Here is a 25340-nt window from a genome sequence, read left to right on the forward strand (position 1 = left end):
CAGTCTATTCTTAGTGTTAAATGTGATTGATTCTATTTCTGATACAACTTGGGTTGGTTCAATACTTTCTAGTGAGTTATTTGGTTTATTGATAAAAACCGTGTAAATGCAATTGATTGCGTCAGAGTTTCTTTTTACAATTCTTCTTGCTTTGTTTATATCATCATTCTCGACTAAAAAAATGGAGTTTAATGATTTTGCTAATTGTTAGGCTGCTTTGCTTTGTTCTCTATGGGGGTATCTTTCTTTTATATATTGGTCAATATCATCTCGAATGCTATTATGGTTTCTATCTGACCCAATTAAAGAGTCACCTCGCTCTAAAGAGGGTGTCAATCCCGAAGCTTCTAACTTGTTAATTATATCATTTCCTGATAATGTCCTATAGCTCAATGCAATAAGTATAAATCCTATAGCCAAGAAAGAGTGTGTTCCTTTCATAATTATCCCATGCGCTAAAGCTGTATTGCCTATAGCGTTAGTAGTGCCAGAATGCTAGAGTTTTTTTGCGATTTAGTTTTATATTTCGAATGGCGATCTTGATAATATTTCTTTTGTGTTGTGCGAAGTATATGCAAATTTTGTATGGCAATGAAAATGAACTATTAGTTAGTAATTGGTGTACTTCGCAAATCTATTTTTCAAGTGGATAATTATGCCGTGATAACAAAGAGCTCAAGCAGGGACATTTTGAAATGGGCATTCACTACGTGAATTTTACGCCCATTTCAAACCGCTGCGCACGCAGGCGTGCTACGCTATGCCCCTTAGCTAAATGTTATCAGGCTGTGGCATAGCAATCTTTCGTGCGAATGTTATATCCATATTTATAATGTGGTTAATGACAAGTGTTACCGTCAGGAGATGACCATGAAGTTCCATCTAACATTTTATTAAATCGGATATATTTTAGCAGTCTTTCCTTAGTGTTAAATGTGATTGATTCTATTTCTGATACAACTTGGGCTGGTTCAATACTCTCTAGTGAGTTATTTTGTTTGTTAATAAAAACCATGTAGATGCAATTGATTGCGGCAGAGTTGCTTTCAACAATTTTTCTTGCTTTATTTATATCATTATCCTGGGCGAAAAAAATGGAGTTTAGTGATTTGGCTAATTGTTCGGCTGCTTTACTTTGTTCTCCATATGGGTATTTTTCTTTTATATATTGTTCGATATCATCTCGGATATTATTATGGTTGCTATCTGTGCCAATTAAAGAGTTACCTCGCTCTAAAGAGGGTATTAACCTTGATGCTTCTAATTTGTTAATTATGTTTTCTTCTGATGATGCCTTATAAATCAATGCGATAAGTATAAAACCTATAGCTAAGAAAGAGTGCGTTCTGTTCATAAATATCCCATGCGCCAAAGCTGTATTACTTATAGTGCTACTAGTGCTACTAGTGCTACTAGTGCGAGAATGCTAGAGGTGATTTATTTTGCGATTTATCATTATATTTCGAATGGCGGCCTTGATAAGAACTTTTTTGTGTTGTGCAAAGTAGGTGCATATTTTGTACAGTAATGAAAATGAACTATTAGCTAGTGATAGATTTACGTCACAATTCTATTCTTGACGTGGCAATTTAGGCCGTGATAACAAAGAGCTCAAAAAGGACATTTTGAAATGGGCATTCACTACGTGAATTTTATGCCCATTTCAAACCGCTGCGCACGCAAGCGTGCTACGCTATGCCCCTTAGCTAAATGTTATCAGGAAAGGCATTTAACAACTTTTGCGGTGTCAAGCTGTTATTGTTGGTGCGGGCATTTTGTGGTGTGAGACAGCATCTGTGATTTACGATTCACACCACGTTTTTTGTTATACCTATATATATGCCTTTGGGTTAACTCTTTTTGTATTGATGAGCTTAAGTAAGCCTTTTTCTTCATATTGCTCAATGCATTCATTGTTACCACAAAAAATGACGATGGCTTTTTTTCCAATATTTTTAGAACTTGGGTAAATAATTCCGTCTACCTTTCTATTATCTAGAGTAGAGTGAACAAACCTGAAGTGTTCACTGACAATCTGAGTAGGAACATATTCTATATGCTCAAGACCATCCTTAGATACTGGAGCAGTAAAGTCTTCTAGAAACTCATGAATAAAGTCTAGCTTATGTCGATAGCTTCGATTGCAGCCACTAAAGAAACCTTTACGATCAGGTATTTCACTGAAATCAATAAGTCGTAAGTCCCTAGTGACTTCGAAAGTTCCTATCGTAGCCACTTTATCTTCACTAGTGACTTCGTATGTCTCAGCTATAGCTGTGCGACGTTCAAATGCACCATAAAACATAGAAATGCCTGATGGGCTCATACGGTTAGCGAAAGTTGAATATTCTAATGGAGGAGCACCTAATTGCTTCGCGGTACTCAGCTTAACTATACGGTCGTGAATTCGCACACGTAGTATAGTGCTATTGGCTGGTAGTGTTTTATATAAGTTAAGTGACTCAACGATTTCACTTAGAGAGTCCATAAAATACTGAGCTGGGATCTCTTCATAGCCTCTATAATCATTTTCTTCTATTGTCATATAGAATGAGTAACGTGACTTATGTTTGACTAAATTGACAAATTTCTTCCAACCATAGCTATATGCTTGCGAGGGAGATAACTGATAGAAGTCTAACTTAGACCACTGCTTATCTTGTAATGAAGAGCGGATATCATCTTGTAGATCCATATTTTCAAACGGGATACCAATTCTATCTAGCAAATCGTATGAGTCTAAAACATCTCCGCACCAACCACCATCCCAAGCAACACCGATGTCATTTGGATCTCCGTACTCTTGCTTTATACAGGTAAGAAGATGTTCCATCATTACATCAAATTTAATAACATTCCTTAATTTTGATCCACAGTAAGAACATTCTCCTCTATGCCCTTTTTCAAGAACATACGACGCTAAATCTTTTTCTCCTACACATATTGAACAAAGATGTTTTTTGCCAATGGAGATGAAACCTCTTCGTGCTTCCTCAATTATAAATTCTTTTATTCTTCCCATAATTCACCACGCCAAAATATAGATAAGTAGCATTATAAATAGAAGCTATTAGCATAATAATGCTATACACACTCGCCGTCACCTAATGTAATATGTTGTGCTGAGCAGTGTGGTTTTTTTACTGTGGAAGTAGAGTTAGATCATGTTTTTGGCGTGCAAACAAACATTGATTTTCGAACAATGGGTTCCGTGATAACAAGAAATTCAAGCAGGGACATTTTGAAATGAGCATTCGCTGCGCGAATTTTACGCTCATTTCAAACCACTTCGCACGCAAGCGTGCTTCGTTATGCCCCTTAATTAAATGTTATCAGGAAGGCATTTAATTAATAATTTCGGCGCATGAGCGAATCGTAATACTGCCGTAGTAGGGTTCTACGGCGAATGGTAAATATTATATTTTTAACGCCCGCTCAAGTGGAGAGCAACGCTACCGTGACACTCAATTATTACGCCGTAAACATAAAATCCAATACAAACCAAAACTGCCGAGCGTTGCGAATCTGCCTTAAAGCGTTGTTATGCATCATTCTGCATTTTGAATAAAATATCTTCTTCAACAGAAATCATTCTCTCCATTCTACAAAATTGTGTCACACCAGATTGTTGAGATTGAATGTCCCATTCTAACTGAGGTATATCATTCGCTACCATCTCGGCTACTGATTTATCGCCAAAAAATCCAACAATCCTTAATGATTTATTCCACTCTAATGCCCATGACCAGCAACTTGTTGTTGGATGTTTTTTTATAGACACTTTAAAAAAATCATTCGCTGTTACTCCATGCAATCTTATAGGCCAATCTGTAACCACACGAGAGAAGCCTAATAGCTCATCGTTTCCCCAATCTGAGTAAATTGCTTGAGCAATTGGATAAAATCCTTCTGGCCACATAAACCCTATCTGCTGTTCCTCATTGAACGTTAAGAAGTAGAAAAAAGCCAACATGTGATATTGAGCGAGACGATAGCATCGCTCATCATCAAGTTGAGCACTTGCCTGATATCCGATATTTAAATATACATTGTTTGCTAGTTTGGTATCAAAACTACTTTTTATATCGCTATCTTTGATTAATTTTTTAGTCTGACGACTATAGCATTTTTCTCTTTTTCTCATCGCATGAGATATTACAGTCTCCGGCAATTCTTTATGGTACATAATTGCATGATTTAAGGTTATTGCCGATATATCATTTTCCAAATCTGACTTTTCAGTATTACAACCTCTACAAGCTTGTACAATCAAATTCCATTGATTATCAAGAGAACGTTCAGGTACAAAGTTACGACCAATAACATGCTCTCTCGTTTTATTGCTCTTGTCTAATTCAACCCCACAATATGGGCATGTTTTATTCTCTAATCTAACAACTTTGTCTTTTCTTAGCTCAGTTAAGTAATCACCAGACATTATCACTCTCCAAATTGCATAGCAGCGTTATTAAGTAGAAACTTTCCGCATAGTAACGTGACATACAGTTTGCGTCATCTAATGTAACTAGGTGTTCGGTGTTGCATGTGCGGTTTTACTCTAGAAGTAGAGTTAGCTCATATGTTGGTGGGGGCTAACATGCATGGCATTCCAAACATTGGGTTCCGTGATAACAAGAAGCTCAAGCAGGGACATTTTGAAATGGGCATTCACTACGTGAATTTTACGCCCATTTCAAACCGCTTCGCACGCAGGCGTGCTACGCTATGCCCCTTAGCTAAATGTTAACTGGCTTAATGCCCATAGTGTTCACGTAGAATTATCTCTTATTTATGTGTATCCTTCATCTATGTCCGCATAAATGTGCGAGGAAATGATGAAGTACGAAATGCTAGTCTTAGCCGCAATGACAAGGCTACATAACCCGAACACTAAGGCTATTGTCGAGGCCACCGGCATTTCTGAACGTAAGGTTCAAACTGTCGTGAATGGCCTTATTGATAATCTTGGTATGAAAATCAAACGGATACCTACCGGACGTACATTTACCTTCTCCATTGAGAGCTGGGGTGTATTTGAGTCTGGTGAGCAGGTACGCTCGCGCTTAACGGATATCCAGTTACTACCTTCAGAACGGCCTAGATCTTCTTATGCAGCTAAACATGCCTATTTTGAATCAGTCAAAATGCAAAACTTTAAGGAGAGCATGAGACTTGAGGGGTTTGAGGTTGAACCTTCAGCGTTAGTAAGTTCAGCCGCAGATCGTTCAGCAATTCGACTTCAACTGATTGAAAAATATAAAATGCTGGGGAATGTGGGGCTGCTTCATGGGTGACAAGTATGGCGCAGGGCAAGATCCTTACACCTATGAAAATAGCAATGTTTTAATCAATAACTTCAACATCCGTGATGAGTCTATACTGGATGAGGCTGAGCGTGAGTTGTCAACGGTAGCTGCAATGGATATTGAATTTGCTTTGCCACCTTATGACTTGAGTTATCTTTGCGAGCTTCACCGGAAATTGTTTTCTGATCTATTTTCATGGGCTGGTTGCATCAGAACAATCGATATATCAAAGGGTAATACTCGATTTTGTAATGTAAGTTATATAAATAAAGAATCTGCTCGTATTTTCACACAGCTGAAAAATGATAATTTTCTTGAGGGTTTACCTTTAGATACTTTCATCAAGAAAATGGCTGAATACTATTGTGATATTAATGTTCTCCATCCGTTTAGAGAGGGGAATGGTCGAACACAACGAGTATTTTTTGAACATTTGGCAATCAACTGTGGCTATAACCTGAACTTTAGTGGCGTGACTGCGGAAGAGTGGGTGCATGCAAATATACATGGCTATCACTGTAACTATAAGCCAATGGAAAATTTATTGCACCGTTGTGTGCAGTCAGTTGAAAAGCTCAGTTAACAAAGAGTTAAGCAGGGACATTTTGAAATGGGCATTCGCTACGCGAATTCTATGCCCATTTCAAACCGCTGCACACGCAAGCGTGCTACGCTATGCCCGGTAACTAAATGTTATAAGAAAATATGGATTTGGAGGCTGTGTGGATTTAATTTATCACTATACAAGTGCTGCTGGTTTGCGTGGAATTTGTGGTCAGGAAAATGTGATGCTTAGAGCAACTGACTCTCGGTATTTAAATGATGTTATGGAAATTTCAAGAGGGGTTGATAGGGCTAGGCAACAAATTGAACATCACTTGAGTAGTGATCATATTCGGAGCTATATACCTAATGCCAAAGAGTTTGCTTTATATCTTCTTAAAGAGGTTGATGAATCAGTTTTTTATACAATATCCTTTTGTAAGGATGGCGATAAACTTGCTCAATGGCTGTCCTATTGTCCACAAGTTGGAGGCTATTCAATAGGTTTTGACCGTAAAAAGATTGATGAAGAAATTGATAAGTCACCATTTAATCTTGCTGATGTTAGTTATACAGATAAAGTATACGAGTTTGTGTCTAGAGCAAAATGTATAGAAAATGATATCGATCCAATAGAGCATCGTGTTGAACGTGATTTGGAAATGTATAAGATATTTTCATCTGTCATACAAGAAATAGCGTTGTTTAAAGATGAAAAATTTCATACTGAGGATGAGGTTAGGCTCTTTTATTGTCGAAGAAGAGGTCACAAACCATGTGGTACACTTGACTTTTTCGAAAAGTCAAGTTTGCTTATTCCATATATGCCATGTAAGCTCGATAAAAGCTCTATTAAGAGGGTAGTTATTGGGCCAATGCAACATCAAGAATTGGCGTTTAAATCATTACATGATTTCAAAACATCCTTCGGATACGAATTTAGTATCGAAAAGTCGTCAATTCCACTTAGGTCATTCTAAAATTCTTATAACAAAAAGTTGAACAGGGACATTTTGAAATGAGCATTCGCTGCGCGAATCTTATGCTCATTTCAAACCGCTGCGCATGCAAGCATGCTACGCTATGCCCCGGTAACTAAATGTTATGTAATCTTAACATCTTGAGGATTATCATTTTTTTATATTACTGACTGACATATAATAGCAAGATGTCACCTTTAATGTGAAATTTGGTAAGGAACCGCGTCTTGAACAAGAAAAGAGTAAGAAAATCAGTTGTATATAAGAAGGCGGAGATTGCGGGCTTAACTCAAAAGAAAAGTTTGAGTCAGTTGATCGCCGAATCTTTAAAAGTTTTCTCTAAACCCTCGCAAAGACGCGAAAGTCTAGGTAGTGCTGGCGAAGATAGTGGAGTAAGGCGCGTTATAGGAAGCACTGATGAAATAGAAAATATGCTATTTGGTACAGTACTACTGTATGAGGTAGGTAAAGATGTTACCTTTGTTGTTGAAGATGATGATGCAGAAGAGTTTATCATTGAGTCACAGAATCCTGCTGTAGGGACAGAGGATGAAAGTGATAAGAAACGGAGAGAGGTACTACAATCGGCTTTATATTTTGGTGTGTTAGACAATCATGTAGTTCTTGTTCAATCACACGCGTTAAAAAGCCGAGACCTAGAAAGTCACTTAGGATGGTTACTTACAAGTGCAAATATAATTTCTGATAGTGTAGCATTTTCTCTTAGCGATGAACCAACAGTTGAGGCAAGAAAAAAATTAAATAATTTGCCGGTAAAGTCAGTCGAAATTGGAACTCCAGTTGAAACGAAACCTATTAACTCACAAGGAGCTGCTGGCGTTAATTCAATTCAAACAACAACATCTGATCATAGACTGACAGGCCGTGCAAAAGATTTTATTAAATCATTACTCGGTGAGGGTTTTGTTAATAGCTTGGATTTGCCCACAGATCTAAACGACTCAAACCTTGAAATTGTGTTACAATTAAGGTACAAGCGGAAAACTACTGATTCAGGCCATAAAGCGTTAGATCATATTGCAAGAGCTATGAGACATGCAGAACCTGAAGATACAAAGGTGATTACCAGCTCAGGGACTGTGATTCATGGTAACGAGCTGAAGTTAACAGGGCACGTAAACTGTGATTCTTATAATGGAGTTCCTGATGCGAAAGATCTATATAACCAGATGTTTACTTGGCTTGAAGAGAGGGTGAAAGAAGGCTCAATAGGCTAATTAATGAAACTTCTATCTTGGCTAGTGCTAGCATTAGTTGGTTACTCCACTGCCAAATATATTTTAAGTAGTGGGTTCTCCGACATAAGTACTGTACTGAAGATTATATCTCCGGTAGGTGTTCTTTTATGCGCTCCTCTATGGAAGTTATATGATAATTTAAAGAAAGTACGTGATAACGATGAGCTTTCTAAGTCAGAGTTTAGAGAGGTTGCATATAAGATAGAGTTAAATGTAAGGAAAATACTGTTCAATATTAGCTATATGCTTATTGTTGGTGTAATTATAAATATCTCTACTTATCTACTTCTTAATGCCGATAGAATTAGGATTCTCTTTGTAGTAGCTGTTATATTTTTATTTACTTGCATAGGCATATTTGCAAATGCAATTTATAACATTAAAGAACTAGAGAACTACGAAAATATTTTATTCGAACGCAAGAATGCTAAGAAGAGAAGTGCGGAAATCCTCGATAGAATGAAAAAGAAATAATACCGGCCAAGGAATACATAACAAAAAGTTGAAGCAGGGACATTTTGAAATGGGCATTCGCTACGCGAATTATATGCCCATTTCAAACCACTGCGCACGCAAGCGTGCTACGCTATGCCCCTTAACTAAATGTTATCTGGAAGTGTATTGAATTCATAATTACTGCGAACGTAATTACTTGTAATAGTGCCGTAGTGAATACTACGGCGAATGTTTTTATTGGTCTAATTCTTTAATTGTTTTTGCTGGCGTGCCGCCAACTAACGTATCTGGCGGAACATCTTTTGTGACAACAGAGCCAGCGGCTATCACTGAGCGTGCGCCAATAGTTACGCCCTGACAAATCACCACATTTCCTCCGATCCATACGTCATCTTCAACCACGATTGGTAGGCTGCTGCATTCCCAGTTTCTACGCTGTTTGTAATTAAGTGAATGTGTAGGTGTGTAGAACTGAGCGTTGGGGCCAATCAGTACGTTGTTTCCGATAGTGATCGGGGCATTGTCGAGCATTGTAGCGCCCATATTGATGAATGTATTATCACCAATAGAAATGGTTTTACCGTATTCACATAGGAAGGGCGGGCAAATGACAGAGTCTTTACCTACATGTTTGAGTAGTTGAGCAACAAAGGGTTTTCCGTCCTCAAATTGATGTGAGTTGATCTTTTGGAGCAGGGTAAATGCTTGTTTTCTCAGGATCCCAAATTCAGGGCTAAAGGCATCATACTCCAAGCCTAAGCACATCTTTTCGAATTCAGTCATAGTGTCTCCATCTCAACAACAGTTCAGCAACTCAACTCGGCTTGTGATAGTACCAAACGGCTGAAATTATACTGTGACTGGAGCGGCATCATGCAGTCTGTTTGAAAAGAAGAGTAAGGTAGGGTGTTGGGGCGGAAACATTGCGCTTTTAGCAGCATCGGTTCCAGATAACAAACAGCCAAACAGGGACATTTTGAAATGGGCATTCACTGCGTGAATTTTACGCCCATTTCAAACCACTGCGCACGCAAGCGTGCTTCGTTATGCCCCTTAGCTAGAAGTTAGCTGAAAGTCGGTCTTGGCTATTTTAAAGTTTTAGTCACAGTTTAAATCATAGTGAAGTTGATCTTTTGTTACCGTAATTATCTTAATAATAGAATCCTTAGGTAACGATAACCCATAATACCAAACCCAGTGTTCATCATCGGCTGGACACGCTGGATTGCTGATGCAATCATTTACTTTTATGATTTGTGTACTGTGATCCAGTAGTATTTTTACTGATAATTGAATGACTTTTCCTGACTGATACTGACCATTAGCAAGTGCATATCTTCGCGCAACATTGAAATCTGGAGTCGTTGATAACCCTCCTGTAGGTTCTCCGTTACCTCCATATTCATGAGAATGAATAGTGTTTGCAACTGATAAACCTGACATAAAATCATTATCACCACATTGAACGCGAGAGTCTCCACACTGTGCCCCAGTTTCGAATGCACCATGTGCATTTTTTGGAGATATGGCTTGTTCAAGTGATATATTCGAGTTGAAACCTCTATATAAATAATCCATAGAATTTATACTCTGATTGCTCATGTAATCTCTAGACTATACCAGGATTAACTTTTTGTCAGTATTGTTACTTTGTCCCAGCACTAGCGTATGATATACGTCAACAAGGCCATAAAACCGCAGGAATAGTTTATGTATTTGTGTCGCGTGAATACTTTGGAATAGACAGGCTATAGGCATTTTATTCTATGCAACTACACTCACACCTAAGAGGAGCTATCTGCTAGATAAATTCAACTCTTCAATGGCATATCTTCATTTCTTATGAGGGTAGTAGCCGGAAACTATATAGTGCTAGTTATCTTGTGGCTGCAGCTAACAAATAACTAAACAGGGACATTTTGAAATGGGCATTCACTGCGTGAATTTTATGCCCATTTCAAACCGCTGCGCACGCAGGCGTGCTCCGCTATGCCCCTTAGCTAAATGTTATCAGGAAAGGAATTTAACTATATTGTAGGCGAATGAGAAAATAGTGATATTGCCGTAGTAGAGGACTACGGCGAATTGAAATATGAAACCTTCAGTGGTGCAATAACTGACTGGACATGCGATTTAGCCTGTTTTTTTGCTAGATTCGGAAATTATATCGTCTGCTATTTTGTTAAGATTAATTCCTAATCCAGCAATGTTTGGCTGTAAGATTAAATATCTGGTTGTGAATTTGAGCATTTTCTTTAACATGCCTAATAAATCCACTCTTCTTTCTTGTTTTCCATTTTTATATAGAAGAGATATTTTCGTGATTAATGCTGACTTTTGTTTTTCAAAAATAGGAGCCAGCGAAGGTGTTGCATTCAAATAATCCAAAGCCTTATCAATCATTTCTTTTTGTCTAAACGCTACACCAACAGCCGCATATGTGAATATGAAATCTAATCTTTCTGATTCAGATAAGTTAGAGAGATTACTTTCTACGTTTTTGATTGTACCGATTGCATTTGTATCATTTAGTTCGATCTGCGATTGAGATAGAAAAACTTTTACTATTTCTGATGGCTTTATCTCTAACGATTTCCTATATTTCTCAATGGCTTCGTCAAACCTTTTAATGTGAAATAGAGACTTCCCAATTTCGAAATTGATATCAGCCACGCCAGAATCTGTCCATGAGTAATTTTCCAGAAGAGATTGAAGCTCTTCAATTGACAGAGTCTTTAACGTGGTAGAGTGTTTTAAATCGGCTAATAAACTTATCGCCATTGCATGCTGCATGTGTCCATATGAGTTATCACTACACCAGTCTGTTAATTCATAATCAGTTATTGCTTTTTCAATTAACCTCTCAGATTCAACTTCATCTCCGATGCAAAGATATTTTATAGCTTTCACGACCGTATATTGAAGTTTTTCTGATGGTTTTTCTATTAAAGAAATGAGTCGATCTAAAATGTCTATGTTTTTCTTAAATGAAAGGTCATCAGAGCAAAAATGGAGATATAGCTGAAGAATGTCAGTGTCACATTCTTCATCTAAAGGCATTAGCTTTTTTAATTCCATTTTTCCTTTATTTTCAGACCAGTCATCACCTAGTGATGCTATGATTTGAAAATATGTTATTTTTCTTTGCCACCGAACATCAGAAATGTTACGCCTTAATCTTTCCAAATCATGTTTGAATGATTGGTAGTCATGTAAACCTCGATAACAATCAAGTAAGGATTCCGTAAGTTCGGAGAGGGCTTTAATATCAACGGTTAAAAGCCACATTATACCTTTGTTATTGCTGCTAATATATGGGGCAGTGTTGGTGTTATGTAATATTGTATAGTTGGTTATTCCGAGCCTTACGTATTTGAGTGCCGTTTGATAATCACAACTTGCCATTAAGTCTCTAGCTTTGTCGATCATAGTTCCACAAGCAACATCGTTATCTCCTAGACAACAACGTTTAAATTTCAATCCTGAACCACATAGACATTGAGAGTTTAATGACGGTTTATATCTAACATGCCTCATTCAAATAGTTCTCCGTTGAGTCAGAAGTTTTTTATGCTGAAACTCTCACTCACATAGTGGCACTCGTTTCTGCTAGGTATTAATGTAACACATGGTTTTATAGTTATGCATGATATTAATAGTTAAAGCGTGCTCTATGTCCGCAGCGTATATTTCTTATGTTGCATCGGTCCCTGATAACAAGCAGCTCAAGCAGGGACATTTTGAAATGGGCATTCGCTGCGCGAATTTTATACCCATTTCAAACCGCTGCGCCCGCAAGCGTGCTACGCTATGCCCCTTAGCTAAATGTTATGCGCTTTAAAAATCTTGAAAACACATCTACTTCAAATTTTAGTTCTGGAGGTTATTAACAACTTTGTTTGTGTTTAGCGTGTAATTTTGTTCATAAAAATATAATGTAAGCTAACTTTTGCACATAGCCAGGGATGGTGTTGTATCATGCTGCTACTTGAACATGTCATTTTTGATTTAAAAGAAAAATACTCACCTCATACAATTATTTTGTATGGCTCACGCGCTAGAAATGAAGAGTCTGAAACAAGTGATATAGATATTGTTTGTTTTTCCGAGCATGTTAAAACAGAGGTAAAAGATGCTCGTAATTTTCATGATGTATACCTTGATGCTTGGATTTATCCTACTGATCATATGTCTAACATCACAGAATCAGTTTTCAGGTTTAGTGATGGGGTAATCTTGGTTGATGAGTACAAGTTAGCGTCCTCCTATCTTAATGAAATTAAAACAAAAATAGGTGAGGGTAGGAAGGCCATGTCAGAGGAGGAGCTTGTGCATCTTTCTGCATGGATAGATAAAATGCTTAGGCGTGCATCAGTCGACGATGTTGATGGGCACTACAGACGAACATGGCTACAGTTTGAATTATTAAGCATCTATTTTGAGGTAAGAGGTAAGTGGTTTTTCGGGCATAAGAAAGCCCTTCGGTATTTGGAAAAACATGATTCAGAGCTATATGAGTTGTTTTGCTTAATGTATAAGAATCCGCTTGATATTGAATGCCTTAATCGAGTATCAAACCAAGTCCTGCGCGCATAACAAAAAGTTAAGCAGGGACATTTTGAAATGGGCATTCGCTACGCGAATTTTATACCCATTTCAAACCGCTGCGCATGCAAACATGCTCCGCTATGCCCCGGTAACTAAATGTTATCTGAAAGGCGAATTTAATAGGCTTTCGTGGTTTAAATTTCAGGCCGTAGCCAAATTAGTTTCGCGGTACAATTGTATTCTTTCTTCGATTTAGCTTGAGGGGCGAATGGGGGAATTGCCTTGGCTACATTTGCCTAGCGCGAATATCGCATTCTTTCCTGTAGCGTGATCAGCGGAGTCCGGCCAAGTTGTCTATGCACATTCAGTGTTCACAGAACTTCCGCATTCTTTCCATTCTTGAGCATTGTAGGCGTATGGGCACGTTGCAGTTGCGGCGGCGTAGGTGAGTGCAATCCCGTTTTCTTTCCAGTCAGTTGGTTCTGCTGCAACCGGTAGTTTTGGTATAGCATGACTTGATGCAACTGAAAAATTGTATTCTTTCCTGTTGCATGCATGGCTTTTAGCCGCACAAAATCAGTGCGTTAACGCACAATTGAAGCTTAACGGTCGAGCCACGTAGAAATTCATCGGTAGAATTGGGTAAGTACAGTGCTCGCCGAGCAAAATCGCTTTTACTTAAGGTTGTTGTGTTGGTCGGCAAAACTCTGCTTTTAGCAACCTTGGGGTTTCAGATAACAAAAAATTCAAGCAGGGACATTTTGAAATGGGCATTCGCTACGCGAATTCTATGCCCATTTCAAATCGCTGCGCACGCAAGCGTGCTACGCTATGCTCGGTAACTAAGTGTTATCTGAAAGGCGAATTTAATAGGCTTTCGTGGTTTAAATTTCAGGCCGTAGCCAAGCTGATTTTCGCGGCGCAATTGTATTCTTTCTTCGGTTTAGCTTAAGAGTCGAATGGTCTAGTTGTCTTGGCTACTGTGCTATTTACGTAAATATCGTATTCATTCCATTCTTGAATATAGTTGGCGAATGAGTGCGTTGTAGTTTCAGCGGTATAGGCGAATGTAATCCGGCTTTCTTTCCCGTCAGTTGGTTCTGCTGTTGCGGGGAGGTCGGGCATAGCATTGTTTGCGGAAACTGGAAAATTGTATTCTTTCCTGCTGTTAACATGGTGTGTGGTTGCACAAAATCAGTGTTCTTTTGCACAATCTAAGCCGAATGGGCGAGTCACGTGATCAATCATCAGTAGAATCGGGTAAGTTTAGGCTCGCCGAGGAAAACTGCTTTTACTTAAGGCTGTTACGTTGGTCGGCAAAACTCTGCTTTTAGCAACCTTGGGGTTTCAGATAACAAGAAATTCAAGCAGGGACATTTTGAAATGGGCATTCGCTGCGCGAATTTTATGCCCATTTCAAATCACTGCGCACGCAGGCGTGCTCCGTTATGCCCCTTAATTAAATGTTAAACATATTTGAGCAAACTCATTCTAGGATGGTGTGAATATGCATGAAAATTTATGTGATAAGATCACAGAGGCTCTTTCTGACGATTCTTTTCTGCCAACATTACTCATCAATGGAGTCTGGGGATCAGGGAAAACATATTTTGCCAAAGAGATTCTGATTGAAAGATTAATTGAAGAGTTTGACTGTGGTGTGCATTATTTATCATTGTATGGCGTGTCTGGTATTGATGACTTTAGGGACAAAATAATGTCATTGGCTTACTCGTCAAGTGATAGTGCTGCGGGATTGTTAAAAAGTGCTATGCCATTACTTGATATGGTAGCTCAAAGCAAAGGTGTGAAAGGGGCTGGACCTGTTCTTAGTGGGCTTGCAAGTATTTGTAAACAACAGTTATATGCAAAAATAAGCAATTGTATCTTTATACTTGATGATTTAGAGCGAGTAGCTAATTTCGTATTGATAAAAAACATAATTGGCGATATTTTTGACCTTGCTGATAATAAGAAAATAAAGTTTGTTGTGTTAAGTAACGATATGGCTATGCCATCAGATGTGATATCAGATATTGAAAAGGTGTTTGTAAATAAACTTAACTTTAAATCAACTCGTCTGGCAATGGTTGAGGTGATAAAGAAAGAGTTTGGTAATGATTTCGAAGATGAGGTGTTTGACATAATTCTTTCTGAGATTTCATTATTGGAAATGAGCAATATTCGTGTATTGCGAAGGGTTGCGCACAAATTCAGCAAGATTCATGAGATTGTAAGCGAGCTTAATGACGTTCCTAAAATTGCAGCTTATAAGTCTATTCTGCCCAAATTGATAAGGATTTGCTACGCTATTTATGAGGCTGGGTACTCTAAGCAAGAGATTATAAATGTCGATGCTTATGGTCTAAATAAAGCTGTAAAAAAAGTTTCAAAAACATCTATTGAAACTAATGAAAGAATGGATGAACTTGAAAAAATAATAAGTGGATTTGTAAACATACCTCTCCTAGATTATTGTTGCAATGATAAACTTGGATTCGATGACATAGTTTCGGAGTTATCTTTGCCGAAAAATAAGAGTATTTTAGAATGTATGCTTTCTGATTATCTTCAATACAATCTTGATGAAAGCGAGTTTCGTAATGGAGTCGTTGCATTGGAGGAATATATCAATAATATTAATGAGGAAAAAGATCTCTCTAAAGCATTTCAAGTAATTAATACATATTATACTATCATTGAAAACAGCATGTATAATAAATGTTCTTATACGAAAGAGAGTCTATTATCATTATGCAGGGAATTAGATGTAGATAACTTCTTGCCTATGCACTATAACTCTTATAATGAACCATATTCATTTGTGACAGGTTTTTCCAATGAAGAAATAAGTGATATCTATAAGATTAAAAGAAGAGAATTGATAGATTTTATGGAATGCAAAAATGATGAAAAATTTGTTTCTGATTTCATTGAGTCTTGGTCAAAAGTTTCCCCTGAATTGACGCGGAATGGAAGGGTTACTCCGATTTTTAATATGCTTGGATGTAATAATACAATCATGGCATTAAAAAATTGGACATGTCTTGATGTATTTGAATTTTCTTCATTCCTCTCTCTTAGGTATCGGCCTGATAACATTGGAAGTTTTTTGTCCGTAGAAAATGAATCAATTCGTAATATAATTAATGAGTTGCAATTGTGGATTGATAAGTTAACGTATGATAGAAAAAAAGCACTTCTGTATACAATAAAATGTTGCTTGTCTGATGCGCTCACTAAAATGGAATGAAACTTTACTAATAAATTTTTAAGTAAATGTTTAACAAAAAGTTAAAGCAGGGACATTTTGAAATGGGCATTCGCTACGCGAATTTTACGCCCATTTCAAACCGCTACGCACGCAAGCGTGCTACGCTATGCCCCTTAACTAAATGTTATCAGGAGAGTCATTTAATCTATACTTTCTTCGAATGTAAAATTAATAAATTGCTGTAGCCGAGAATAAGTTGGTGCGAAATGACTACTGAGTTTTTTCCTTTCGCACCACAGCCATTATTTAGCTGATAAAACTTACTATTAGTACTTCATTGATACTACTCATCGGTACAAACTCTGGATATCCAATTTCGATTCTGGGTACCACTTTTAGTGTGTATGCTTCTTCCTTTTCCCACGCCGTCCAGGATTGTAGGTTTGGGTATGCATCCTTTGAAAGGACTAACACAGCCATTGTAGTGTACTTTTGAGCAATATTAGTCGGAATGCATTTGTACAAGTGTTGATATACTTTCTTATCGCCTAAATTGCGATAATCAAAAAACGATACGCAAGAACGTAATCGAAAGAAACCGTTTGAGTTACCAAACACCGAACTGCGTGAACCATCCAAATTGGCGAGCAATCCACCGGAAGATAATATGGACTCATAATTTTCTAGTGTGGTGGCATGAAATACTAAGCCACGCATTTTTCTTACAAAGTCATCAAAATCATGGATTTTCAAATTACGAACTAACATTTTACTCTCATCAGCTAAAGCATTAATGGTTTAAATGTTCCATATAGTAACGATAAATTTATTCTGCGTCATCTATACCTTAGCTAAATGTTATCAGGAAAGGCATTTAATTAATTTTTACGGCGTATGAGAGAATATTAATATTGCCGTAGTAGGGTACTACGACAAATGTGGAATATTATATCTTTAACGCCCTGTTAAGGGGTGAGCAACGCAATACCAAAGCCGCTGCATACCACCTTAAACACTAAAACCAATGCATAGTAAAAATGCCATGCGTTGCGAATCTCTCTTTAACAGTTTGTTAGGTGTTGTACGGGCTATGAATACTATTGTTCTTCCAGTCTACTTCATGTGCAATCTTCATGATTTTATCAGACAACCTCTTCATTTCTTCTTCGGAGTGCAGTTCTCCACGATAACTATACTTATTTGGAAGGCACTTTATGGTTAATTGAATACCCTCGAAACCACTAATTGATGTTTCAATAACTACATCATCAGCCATTACATACCTACTTGAAGTTTCAGAATAAATGATAACGGCATAAAACTTACCATTTATAACTTCCTCAACAACATCATCGAAATAATACATAGTGAACCTTTCCTATATTGTAAACATGAACACCTAACAGCGTATTATGCGGAAACTTTCCGTATAGTAACGCGGCATGTACTTTGAGTCATCAGATATAACGTTCTGTAGTGTGCTATGTAGTGATTTTAACTGCGAAAGCAGAGTTGGCTCATGTTTGGGTTACGCAATACACATTGCAGTGTGAGCATTGGCTCCATGATAACAAAAAGTTCAAGCAGGGACATTTTGAAATGGGCATTCGCTACGCGAATTTTATGCCCATTTCAAACCGCTGCGCACGCAGGCGTGCTGCGCTATGCCCCTTAACTAAATGTTATCAGGAAAGCATTTAATCTATTTTTGAGGCGAATGAGAAAATCGTAATTTTGCCGTAGTAGGGTACTACGGCGAATGGGAAATATTATATCTTTAACGCCCGTATTTGTGGCTGGTTTGGAGCGCAGCGGAAAAACAGTCCGGCAACATGCGCTTGTTAGGCTGTGACTTCATCGCCAGTAATTCTCTGCAAGGATATAAAAGCTTCATCAACATAGGATTTCCCAGTCTTTTTCTCGAACGCCTCTAAAAGATAGTCCTCGAACCACAGCCAATAGCCTGTACTATTTTCTCTATCATCATATTGCCCTCGAATACACTCTGAGTAACGTGAGGTGCTTTTCAGAACTTCTTTATCAACAAGAAAGTCATTGACCTGATTATTTTCCTCAAGTAACTCAAGTAATTTCTCTGCATGATAGTTATATTCTAGGAACGATTTTACCTTTGACTCTTTTTCGGCTGACCATTGCTCTTTAATGAAGTCACTGATCAGGGGATTAATTTGGGTCAAGTAATCTGTAACCCTGACATGTACTAGTCTTTGAATGTATCCATTTTTTTCTAGCGCTGAGTTATTTGACTCAGACATATCTAGCGTTTCATTTTTCAGGGTTAATTTTCTTAAAGTGGATTTCTGTTCGAAATGTAGATGCTCAAACGAACTTTGAATCTTTGTTAATAGCAACTTTTCATTTTGTTCTTTCTCAATTCTTTCACGCTTGGCTTCTTCTAATTCCATCTCTTGTTTAAGCGCCGCTTCTTTTTTTGACTTATGCTTTTTCCATAAGAACTCAGCAGCCCAGGATATTGCTTGTCCTACAAGTGAGCCACACCCTACGCCAAGAAGGAGCAGGACAATTGATAATTGTTCTTTTGATATTTGAGTCTCTGAGATAACTGGCTCAAGGTATTTCCAGGAGATCAACAAAGTCACTGCAACTGTTATATACTTAACACATGCCTTTGGTGAAGTAAGGGCTGCCAGTAGCTTTATAATCGTACCCGCAGTTTCACTCATTTGTACCCTCCTGAGAGCCTAACAGCGTATTATGTGGAGACTTTCCGTATAGTAACGCGGCATGTACTCTGAGTCACTAAATGTAACGTTCTGTAGTGTTCTGCGTAGTGATTTTAACTGCGAAAGTAGAGTTAGCTCATATTTTGGGTACGAAAAAAAATATTGCTGTTCGTGCATCGGTTCCGTGATAACAAGCAGCTCAAGCAGGGACATTTTGAAATGGGCATTCGCTACGCGAATTTTATGCCCATTTCAAACCGCTGCGCACGCAAGCGTGCTACGCTATGCCCCTTAGCTAAATGTTATGATTTCATTAGAACTATGCTGTTTTCTTCAAAGCTACAACAAATCGTGTTACCTTTTAGCCAGTTTTACAGGGTATCAAATAATGCATGGAGCTGCATGATGAGGGCTTTTTTTCTTGGTGCTTTACTGGTTCTTCAACCGACAGTCTCAATGAGTACTGAAAATACTCAAATCTCATCAGAGGTTACGAGGTCTTCTGCTATTCCTGAGTTCAAAGATTATCCTTCTTCTGCACCTTATATTGGCCCAGCAGGGAAGTTAATAAAAAACTCAGAACTATCTAAAACATTTCCAACTCGACTAAGCAAAGCAATGGCTGAACCACCAGTAATTGCAGGTGAGTATGTTATTACTGGTTGGGGGTGTGGTGGAGCTGGTTGCTACGTTGAAGCATTAGTGAATAGGAAAACCGGGCAAGCGGTTGAGACCACGTTTAATGCATATAATTTGTGGCAAGAGAACGAGAATGGAGAAGGTGAGGATTTACGAGTTGGTGAGTGGATTGACTCGTACAATCTTAATAGCCGATTAGTTGTTACATCGAAAGTTGCTGAGGGCATTGATGATGGCAACTCACGAGAATATCTAAAAAACTATTATGTCATAAATGGTAATGTTCTAGAGCTAATCAAAACTGTCAAAGAGAGCAAATAACTTATTTTTTAGGAATGTCAGTGCCCTAAAATCATAACAAAAAGCTCAAGCAGGGACATTTTGAAATGGGCATTCACTACGTGAATTTTGTGCCCATTTCAAACCGCTGCGCACGCGAGCGTGCTACGCTATGCCCCTTAGCTAAATGTTATCAGGAAGGGCATTTAGTTAATATTTTCTGAGAATGTGAATATTATTAACTTGCCGTAGTAGTTTTCTTTTTGAGTAATCTGATAGTGAATTTATGCCATTCATGTTTATGCTAGGTGCTTTCTAGCCAGTGCCCACTGCTACTACACGCACAAGGCAAGATAATGATGCGCATTATCAATGTCGGTGGTTCAAAACGCGAATCTGCTGTGTAACAGATGACTATTTTAACGCAGAAGTGAACAATAGCTTTGCCATGCACTCCTTTGCTGAGACAATCATACCTGTGATCCCAAAGCCAATGGACAGTTATGAAACTCTTAGTTCGCAATCTTGCTCGTTCAACAACTGAGCAATACATCCACAAGTTGTTCTCTGCACACGGTACAGTTACTGAATGTACTCTGGTCTTAGACCAAGAAACTGGCTTGTCTAAAGGTTTTGCATTTGTTGAAATGCCAGACGAAAAAGAAGCGGCAAACGCAATTACTGCACTTAATCAATCTACTATTGATAGCAGTAAAATCCGAGTTAAAGTAGCAGAGTAAAATTAAGCAAATTACCATATTAAAGCCGACTGTTAATGTCGGTTTTTCTTTGTCTGACATTTAGTATTATGCGCCATATAAATAACAGTTAGGGATATTTTCCTCAGCACTAATCAACTATTGTCTATCTTGCATCGGTTCCGTGATAACAAAAAGTTCAAGCAGGGACATTTTGAAATGGGCATTCGCCATGCGAATTTTATGCCCATTTCAAACCGCTTCGCACGCAAGCGTGCTACGCTATGCCCCTTAACTAAATGTTATCAGGAAAGCATTTAATCAAAATTCAGGCGAATGTAAGAATCATAATCTTGCAGTGGCAGTGTACTTCGGCGAATGGTAAATACTATATTTTTAACGTTCTGTTGAATGCTATTTAATATTCCTCTTAGGGAGTAAAATAAGCGACATATACAAGACGCTAGAGTGTTACATCCCCAGTCTTATAAACTCATCAAGCTCTGCTTGTAGTCGAGCTGTTCTTTCATTAGTTAATGATTCTAGCTCTGAGAAATAGATTAAAGGATAAATGCTACCACCTTGGTAGGTTGCCGCTGCTGCTTCCGCTTGGCTTACGCTGTAGTTATTCCATTCAGTTTGACTATTCATCAATGATTGACTTTTCACGCTATCTACCTTTCTCTCCAGCTGAGAGAATACTTCATGCATTCTAACTTTCGCGCTTTCGAAGCTTAGTGCTGCACGTGAGTTCAATTCCGATTGGGTTATTTCTTCCGCTTGGTTTTCGCCTATAAGAGGCACCGATGTCGATTGCAGGGCGATAGCATTCCTCTGAATTGCTGCGGCTTTTCCAGTCAGCTTGGCTTCTAATTCTTTGAGTCCTTCTATATCTATGCCTTGTTCATTCATCTGTTTATGTATGTCAAGTAGTTTCTTATGCTTATCAAGAGATTCTATTTGAGGTCTATTTTCAATTTTTCGCTTTATCAGATAGCCAATAGCGCTCAGCAATATCCCAAGTAGCACTAATAAAATTTTTTCGAACATATGTATGACTTCGATTTGGGCTGTGCTCTAACAGCGTGAGTAAGCAGAAAGTTGTTATATAATAACGCCATATTGACTCATCGTCATCTAATGTAATGTTTTGTGCGTGGTGTTGCGTATTGAAGTTTGCATTAAGCGTAGAGTTAGCTTGCTTGTTGGATGCATCAGCAGTCATTGCTGTGCAAGCATCGGGTTCCGTGATAACAAGAAGCTCAAGCAGGGACATTTTGAAATGGGCATTCACTACGTGAATTTTACGCCCATTTCAAACCGCTGCGCACGCGAGCGTGCTACGCTATGCCCCTTAGCTAAATGTTATCAGGAAAGATATTAATTAATATTTTCGGCGCATGAGAGAATCGTAATATTGCCGTAGTAGGGTGCTACAGAGAATGAAAAATATATTTTTGGGGGCTGTCCTAGATAAGGTTTAAATTTTACCTTTAACTATATGTTTTAGCATAGTTAATTGCTGTTTGGCGCTTGGTGTGTTAAATCGCCACTCACACTCCTTCAGGTACAGTTCAAAATGAGCCTTAGGAATGCCGTTAAACTTACGCATATGACGTTTCGCTTGGTTCCAAAAATTCTCAATGCCATTGATGTGATTTTGCCGCTCTTTGTTGTCGACAAACTGAGTGCTGTGATTAATCCTGTAATGCTTAAAATTGCTCACATCCAGTACATCGTAACTTGCAAAGTTATCGGTATAGACGATGCTATCTGGGTAAATTTTTGACTCAATTATTGGCAGTAATGTCCGCGATTTAGCGTCAGGTATGACCTTGGTATAAACCTTTCCACCACGTTTGAGAAGCCCGAAAACAGGCACTTTTCCAGCTGCACCTCTGCCACGCTGGCCTTTACGATGACCACCGAAATAACTTTCGTCCAATTCAATCTCGCCATCAAACCGAGAGTTATTATCAACGTGCTCGGCTATCAGGACTCTGAGCCGGTGAAAATAGTAAGCGGCAGTGTTCCTATGGACTCCAACCAGCTCTGCGGCAATACGAGCAGTGGAGCCTGCAATAAATAGCTCAAATAACCGTTCCTGTTTGTACTGGCTGAGCCTACTTTTCCTCATGGAACAATCCTAGATCATCTTAGTTATCTAGGACAGCCCCTATTTTTGACATCCCCTAAGGGCCTGCAACGTACTACCAATACGCTCAAACACTACAACCGAAACCATCACGCTCAACGGACTAGAGACGCCACGCGCTGACAGATCCTCTTGATGTGTTTGTCAAATAAATTATTCTTTTGGTAAGTCAATATCAATCAACATCTCATACAATGAGTCATTGTTGCAGTATATTTTAGCAATTAACTTATCTTTTGACCAAACACTAATACCTGCTTCTGACTTACCTTCAGGCCTTCTTTCTTGTGACGTAAACACCTTATAAAAAACGTCTCCGCTTGGAATTGTTACATCATAATACTCATTCATACCAATACCCAACCACTGAAATGTTGAAGCGTTTTTTCTTGCAACAAGCAATTCAATCTCCGGTTTATATAGTTTTGTACCAAAACGGTATTGCACTAAATCACCAACTATCTGTACTTCAACTTTTTTATTGTTCTGTGTTTCGCAATAAAAAATGGTCTGAGCATTTATATGAAATGACATGAAAATCATCGATGAAAGAAGTGCAAATACTGACGTCGTATATTTCATTACAAACTCACTCGTTTAACAGCGTTATTTTGCAAAATACTTTCCGTATAGTAACGTCGTATGCACGCAGTGTCATCTAGTGTAATGAGTTCTACTGTACAGCGTAGAGGCTCTAACTGCTGAAACCGAGTTAGCTCATGTGTTGTGTGTATCAACTCTGATTGTTTTGCAGGCATGGGGTTCCATGATAACAAACAGCTCAAGCAGGGACATTTTGAAATGGGCATTCACTACGTGAATTTTATGCCCATTTCAAACCGCTGCGCACGCAGGCGTGCTGCGCTATGCCCCTTAGCTAAATGTTAGCCGGAATAGGTATTAACAAGCATCACAGGCGAATGTAATTATGCAATAAGCCGTAGGGAGCTCACTACGGCATGCTTGATACTGTAAGAGATGAGTTGAATTACATGAGATTAGATGTGGCGCATCATGATGACATCTCGTTGTGCATCAGCACCTAGTTGAAATATATGTTCTCCGACTTCAACAAAATCGAATTTCTTATAGAAGGCAATTGCTCGTGGATTGTGCTCCCATACACCAAGCCATACCACATCGGTATTGCATTTTTTTAGTTCAGCTAGGCAAGCCTTCATCATTTCTTGAGCAATACCATGACCATGCCAAGGCTTATCAACATAAAAACATAGAATTTCACGTGGAGTTTTAGCTTCTACACATGAAGGAAACTCCTCCCAACGCATTTGAGCATATCCAGCAAGCATGTTTTCACATTCGCAAACTAGCGTGATCCAATTTGGATTTTGAATTTCTTTTAGCTGATGCTCTTTGCTGTAGCTGGATTGGCAGTGAAGCTCCATATCTTCTGGGGTATTGCTGCTAGCAAAGGTATCTCGGAAGGTGCGTTCTGCGAGAATGGCAAGTTGTTCGGCATCTGAGGGCTGCGCAATGCGGATTAACATAAATGAATCCTTAGGCTGGAAATACAAGTTATTTGCGATAATAGCGCAGTGTAAACCTCCGTTTTGATGTGAGTTTGCAACTGATTGTAAGAAATTGGCACGGAAGCATGAACCGAAGCGTAATGGTTATCATAACGTTATTGGCATTTTAATTTCTTATGCCTACTAGCATGGGTATTGCAAAATGTTAAGTTAGGTCGTAAATGGAACGAACAATACACTTGTTTTAATGGGCATGGGGTTCCGGCTAACAAAAAACTCAACAGGGACATTTTGAAATGGGCATTTGCTGCGCAAATTTTACGCCCATGTCAAACCACTTCGCATGCAAGCATGCTCCGTTATGCCCCTTAGTTAGAAGTTAACTCGTATGGTCGCACTAAATTACTTCTGTGAGGGCAGAGTGCTTACATCCAACTTGAATGCTCGTCCCATTGCCTTCATTGCAGCTGCAAGGGTGTCTATTTTTGTTGCATGTTTTAGATTAATAATGCGCTGCATTTCCTGCTTACGAATTCCCATCATATTAGCAAGTTCAGTTTGAGATAATTCATTCTCAATCATAGCATTCAATACAAGTATCTTTGCCCAAATACTAATAGGAACTTCAACAAAGTCACAACCTTCAACTGTAGAAGGCATTGGAACTATACGTTCATCTTCAAAGTAAAATTCGAATGCGGTAAGTAAAGCATCAAGAGCCATTTCTAATGTTGATTTATGGTCGTCGTGACCAGTTATTGCTTCAGGAATATCAGGAAAAGTTGCTAAGAACCCGTCTTCTTCTTTTGTTATTACAACTGGATACCTCAAGAGTTGCTCCAGATACATTTGATTGTTGGTAATCAATATTGATTACTTTTTTCCGTGTGTGCAATGTTGAAATATAAAAGTGTGAAATTGGTACAACAATTGTGGAAGTTATCATATTTACTTGCAGAATATTGAACTGTGAGTCGTCACAAATTGGTTAGTACTACTGTGGTAACTGTTAGTCTGCATGCTTATCCAGCTTGTGGCATACGGTTAACAAAAAGTTGAACAGGGACA

The 25340-nt window shown here is 38.4% G+C and carries 24 protein-coding genes; 9 read left to right on the forward strand and 15 right to left on the reverse strand.

All coding sequences use genetic code 11. The features are described 5' to 3' along the window. Positions 1–207: 207 nt before the first annotated feature. From NCTC9997_RS06750 to NCTC9997_RS06765, 4 genes are all read right to left on the reverse strand, one after another. The gene (locus NCTC9997_RS06750) at positions 208–441 is read right to left on the reverse strand and encodes a hypothetical protein (RefSeq protein WP_156669243.1); all 234 of its coding nucleotides are present in this window, start codon (positions 439–441) and stop codon (positions 208–210) included. Between the two features lie 397 nt (positions 442–838). Next, a complete protein-coding gene (locus tag NCTC9997_RS06755) occupies positions 839–1354 on the reverse strand; it encodes a hypothetical protein (protein ID WP_064977638.1) in 516 nt (171 codons plus the stop codon). Positions 1355–1831: 477 nt separating this feature from the next. Next, a complete protein-coding gene (locus tag NCTC9997_RS06760) occupies positions 1832–3022 on the reverse strand; it encodes a HEPN-associated N-terminal domain-containing protein (RefSeq protein ID WP_082935498.1) in 1191 nt (396 codons plus the stop codon). 519 nt (positions 3023–3541) lie between these two features. Beyond that, positions 3542–4438 carry an HNH endonuclease gene (locus tag NCTC9997_RS06765; RefSeq protein WP_064977640.1) on the reverse strand — a complete coding sequence of 299 codons (897 nt, stop codon included), beginning with the start codon at positions 4436–4438 and terminating at the stop codon, positions 3542–3544. A gap of 394 nt (positions 4439–4832) precedes the next feature. Between NCTC9997_RS06765 and NCTC9997_RS06770 the strand changes: the two genes are divergently transcribed. The 5 genes from NCTC9997_RS06770 to NCTC9997_RS06790 all read left to right on the forward strand — a co-directional run bounded on the left by NCTC9997_RS06770 (position 4833) and on the right by NCTC9997_RS06790 (position 8562). Further along, positions 4833–5294, forward strand: a complete 462-nt coding sequence (locus tag NCTC9997_RS06770; protein ID WP_197665252.1) for a YhfG family protein — start codon at positions 4833–4835, stop codon at positions 5292–5294. Further along, positions 5287–5889 (forward strand): putative adenosine monophosphate-protein transferase Fic, encoded by a 603-nt coding sequence (locus NCTC9997_RS06775; RefSeq protein WP_064977641.1) that lies wholly within the window; start codon positions 5287–5289, stop codon positions 5887–5889. The genes NCTC9997_RS06770 and NCTC9997_RS06775 overlap by 8 nt, the downstream gene beginning before the upstream one ends. A 139-nt stretch (positions 5890–6028) precedes the next feature. Continuing rightward, the gene (locus tag NCTC9997_RS06780) at positions 6029–6829 is read left to right on the forward strand and encodes a DUF2971 domain-containing protein (protein WP_156669244.1); all 801 of its coding nucleotides are present in this window, start codon (positions 6029–6031) and stop codon (positions 6827–6829) included. Positions 6830–7056: 227 nt separating this feature from the next. Beyond that, positions 7057–8067 carry a hypothetical protein gene (locus NCTC9997_RS06785; RefSeq protein ID WP_064977643.1) on the forward strand — a complete coding sequence of 337 codons (1011 nt, stop codon included), beginning with the start codon at positions 7057–7059 and terminating at the stop codon, positions 8065–8067. A gap of 3 nt (positions 8068–8070) precedes the next feature. Beyond that, positions 8071–8562: a hypothetical protein gene (locus NCTC9997_RS06790; RefSeq protein ID WP_064977644.1), complete on the forward strand. Its 492-nt coding sequence runs from the start codon at positions 8071–8073 to the stop codon at positions 8560–8562. Between the two features lie 216 nt (positions 8563–8778). Here the strand turns inward: NCTC9997_RS06790 and NCTC9997_RS06795 are convergent, their stop codons facing one another. The 3 genes from NCTC9997_RS06795 to NCTC9997_RS06805 form a co-directional block, all read right to left on the reverse strand. Continuing rightward, positions 8779–9327: a sugar O-acetyltransferase gene (locus tag NCTC9997_RS06795; protein ID WP_064977645.1), complete on the reverse strand. Its 549-nt coding sequence runs from the start codon at positions 9325–9327 to the stop codon at positions 8779–8781. Positions 9328–9642: 315 nt separating this feature from the next. Then, the gene (locus NCTC9997_RS06800) at positions 9643–10146 is read right to left on the reverse strand and encodes a hypothetical protein (protein ID WP_156669245.1); all 504 of its coding nucleotides are present in this window, start codon (positions 10144–10146) and stop codon (positions 9643–9645) included. Between the two features lie 531 nt (positions 10147–10677). After that, positions 10678–12081, reverse strand: a complete 1404-nt coding sequence (locus NCTC9997_RS06805) for an SEC-C metal-binding domain-containing protein (RefSeq protein WP_071849681.1) — start codon at positions 12079–12081, stop codon at positions 10678–10680. Between the two features lie 441 nt (positions 12082–12522). On the opposite strand from NCTC9997_RS06805, the gene NCTC9997_RS06810 reads away from it, so the two are divergent. Then, entirely contained in the window at positions 12523–13140 is a 618-nt protein-coding gene (locus NCTC9997_RS06810) for a nucleotidyltransferase family protein (RefSeq protein ID WP_064977648.1), read from the forward strand. Between the two features lie 1459 nt (positions 13141–14599). Next, positions 14600–16345 carry a P-loop NTPase family protein gene (locus tag NCTC9997_RS06815; protein ID WP_039044673.1) on the forward strand — a complete coding sequence of 582 codons (1746 nt, stop codon included), beginning with the start codon at positions 14600–14602 and terminating at the stop codon, positions 16343–16345. A gap of 267 nt (positions 16346–16612) precedes the next feature. Here the strand turns inward: NCTC9997_RS06815 and NCTC9997_RS15220 are convergent, their stop codons facing one another. The 3 genes from NCTC9997_RS15220 to NCTC9997_RS06835 all read right to left on the reverse strand — a co-directional run bounded on the left by NCTC9997_RS15220 (position 16613) and on the right by NCTC9997_RS06835 (position 19011). Beyond that, positions 16613–17074, reverse strand: coding sequence for a hypothetical protein (locus NCTC9997_RS15220; protein ID WP_039044675.1), 462 nt, complete (start codon positions 17072–17074; stop codon positions 16613–16615). Between the two features lie 304 nt (positions 17075–17378). Next, a complete protein-coding gene (locus NCTC9997_RS06830) occupies positions 17379–17672 on the reverse strand; it encodes a hypothetical protein (protein ID WP_064977649.1) in 294 nt (97 codons plus the stop codon). 475 nt (positions 17673–18147) lie between these two features. Beyond that, entirely contained in the window at positions 18148–19011 is an 864-nt protein-coding gene (locus NCTC9997_RS06835; protein WP_064977650.1) for a hypothetical protein, read from the reverse strand. A gap of 219 nt (positions 19012–19230) precedes the next feature. On the opposite strand from NCTC9997_RS06835, the gene NCTC9997_RS06840 reads away from it, so the two are divergent. Then, complete coding sequence (locus tag NCTC9997_RS06840; protein WP_156669246.1) at positions 19231–19971, forward strand: hypothetical protein; 741 nt, start codon at positions 19231–19233, stop codon at positions 19969–19971. A 461-nt stretch (positions 19972–20432) separates the two neighbouring features. Further along, positions 20433–20669 carry an RNA recognition motif domain-containing protein gene (locus tag NCTC9997_RS06845; protein WP_071849682.1) on the forward strand — a complete coding sequence of 79 codons (237 nt, stop codon included), beginning with the start codon at positions 20433–20435 and terminating at the stop codon, positions 20667–20669. A gap of 429 nt (positions 20670–21098) precedes the next feature. Here the strand turns inward: NCTC9997_RS06845 and NCTC9997_RS06850 are convergent, their stop codons facing one another. From NCTC9997_RS06850 to NCTC9997_RS06870, 5 genes are all read right to left on the reverse strand, one after another. Beyond that, positions 21099–21677 (reverse strand): lysozyme inhibitor LprI family protein, encoded by a 579-nt coding sequence (locus NCTC9997_RS06850; RefSeq protein WP_064977652.1) that lies wholly within the window; start codon positions 21675–21677, stop codon positions 21099–21101. Between the two features lie 430 nt (positions 21678–22107). Then, positions 22108–22764 carry an IS1595-like element ISPsh1 family transposase gene (locus NCTC9997_RS06855; RefSeq protein ID WP_064977653.1) on the reverse strand — a complete coding sequence of 219 codons (657 nt, stop codon included), beginning with the start codon at positions 22762–22764 and terminating at the stop codon, positions 22108–22110. A gap of 171 nt (positions 22765–22935) precedes the next feature. Then, positions 22936–23364 carry a hypothetical protein gene (locus NCTC9997_RS06860; RefSeq protein ID WP_064977654.1) on the reverse strand — a complete coding sequence of 143 codons (429 nt, stop codon included), beginning with the start codon at positions 23362–23364 and terminating at the stop codon, positions 22936–22938. A 416-nt stretch (positions 23365–23780) separates the two neighbouring features. Then, positions 23781–24290, reverse strand: a complete 510-nt coding sequence (locus tag NCTC9997_RS06865; protein WP_064977655.1) for a GNAT family N-acetyltransferase — start codon at positions 24288–24290, stop codon at positions 23781–23783. Positions 24291–24674: 384 nt separating this feature from the next. Beyond that, a complete protein-coding gene (locus NCTC9997_RS06870) occupies positions 24675–25139 on the reverse strand; it encodes a type II toxin-antitoxin system HicB family antitoxin (protein WP_329601315.1) in 465 nt (154 codons plus the stop codon). Positions 25140–25340 lie beyond the last annotated feature (201 nt).

It is taken from the genome of Plesiomonas shigelloides, assembly GCF_900087055.1.
GTDB classification, from domain to species: Bacteria; Pseudomonadota; Gammaproteobacteria; order Enterobacterales; family CAMTGL01; genus Plesiomonas; species Plesiomonas shigelloides.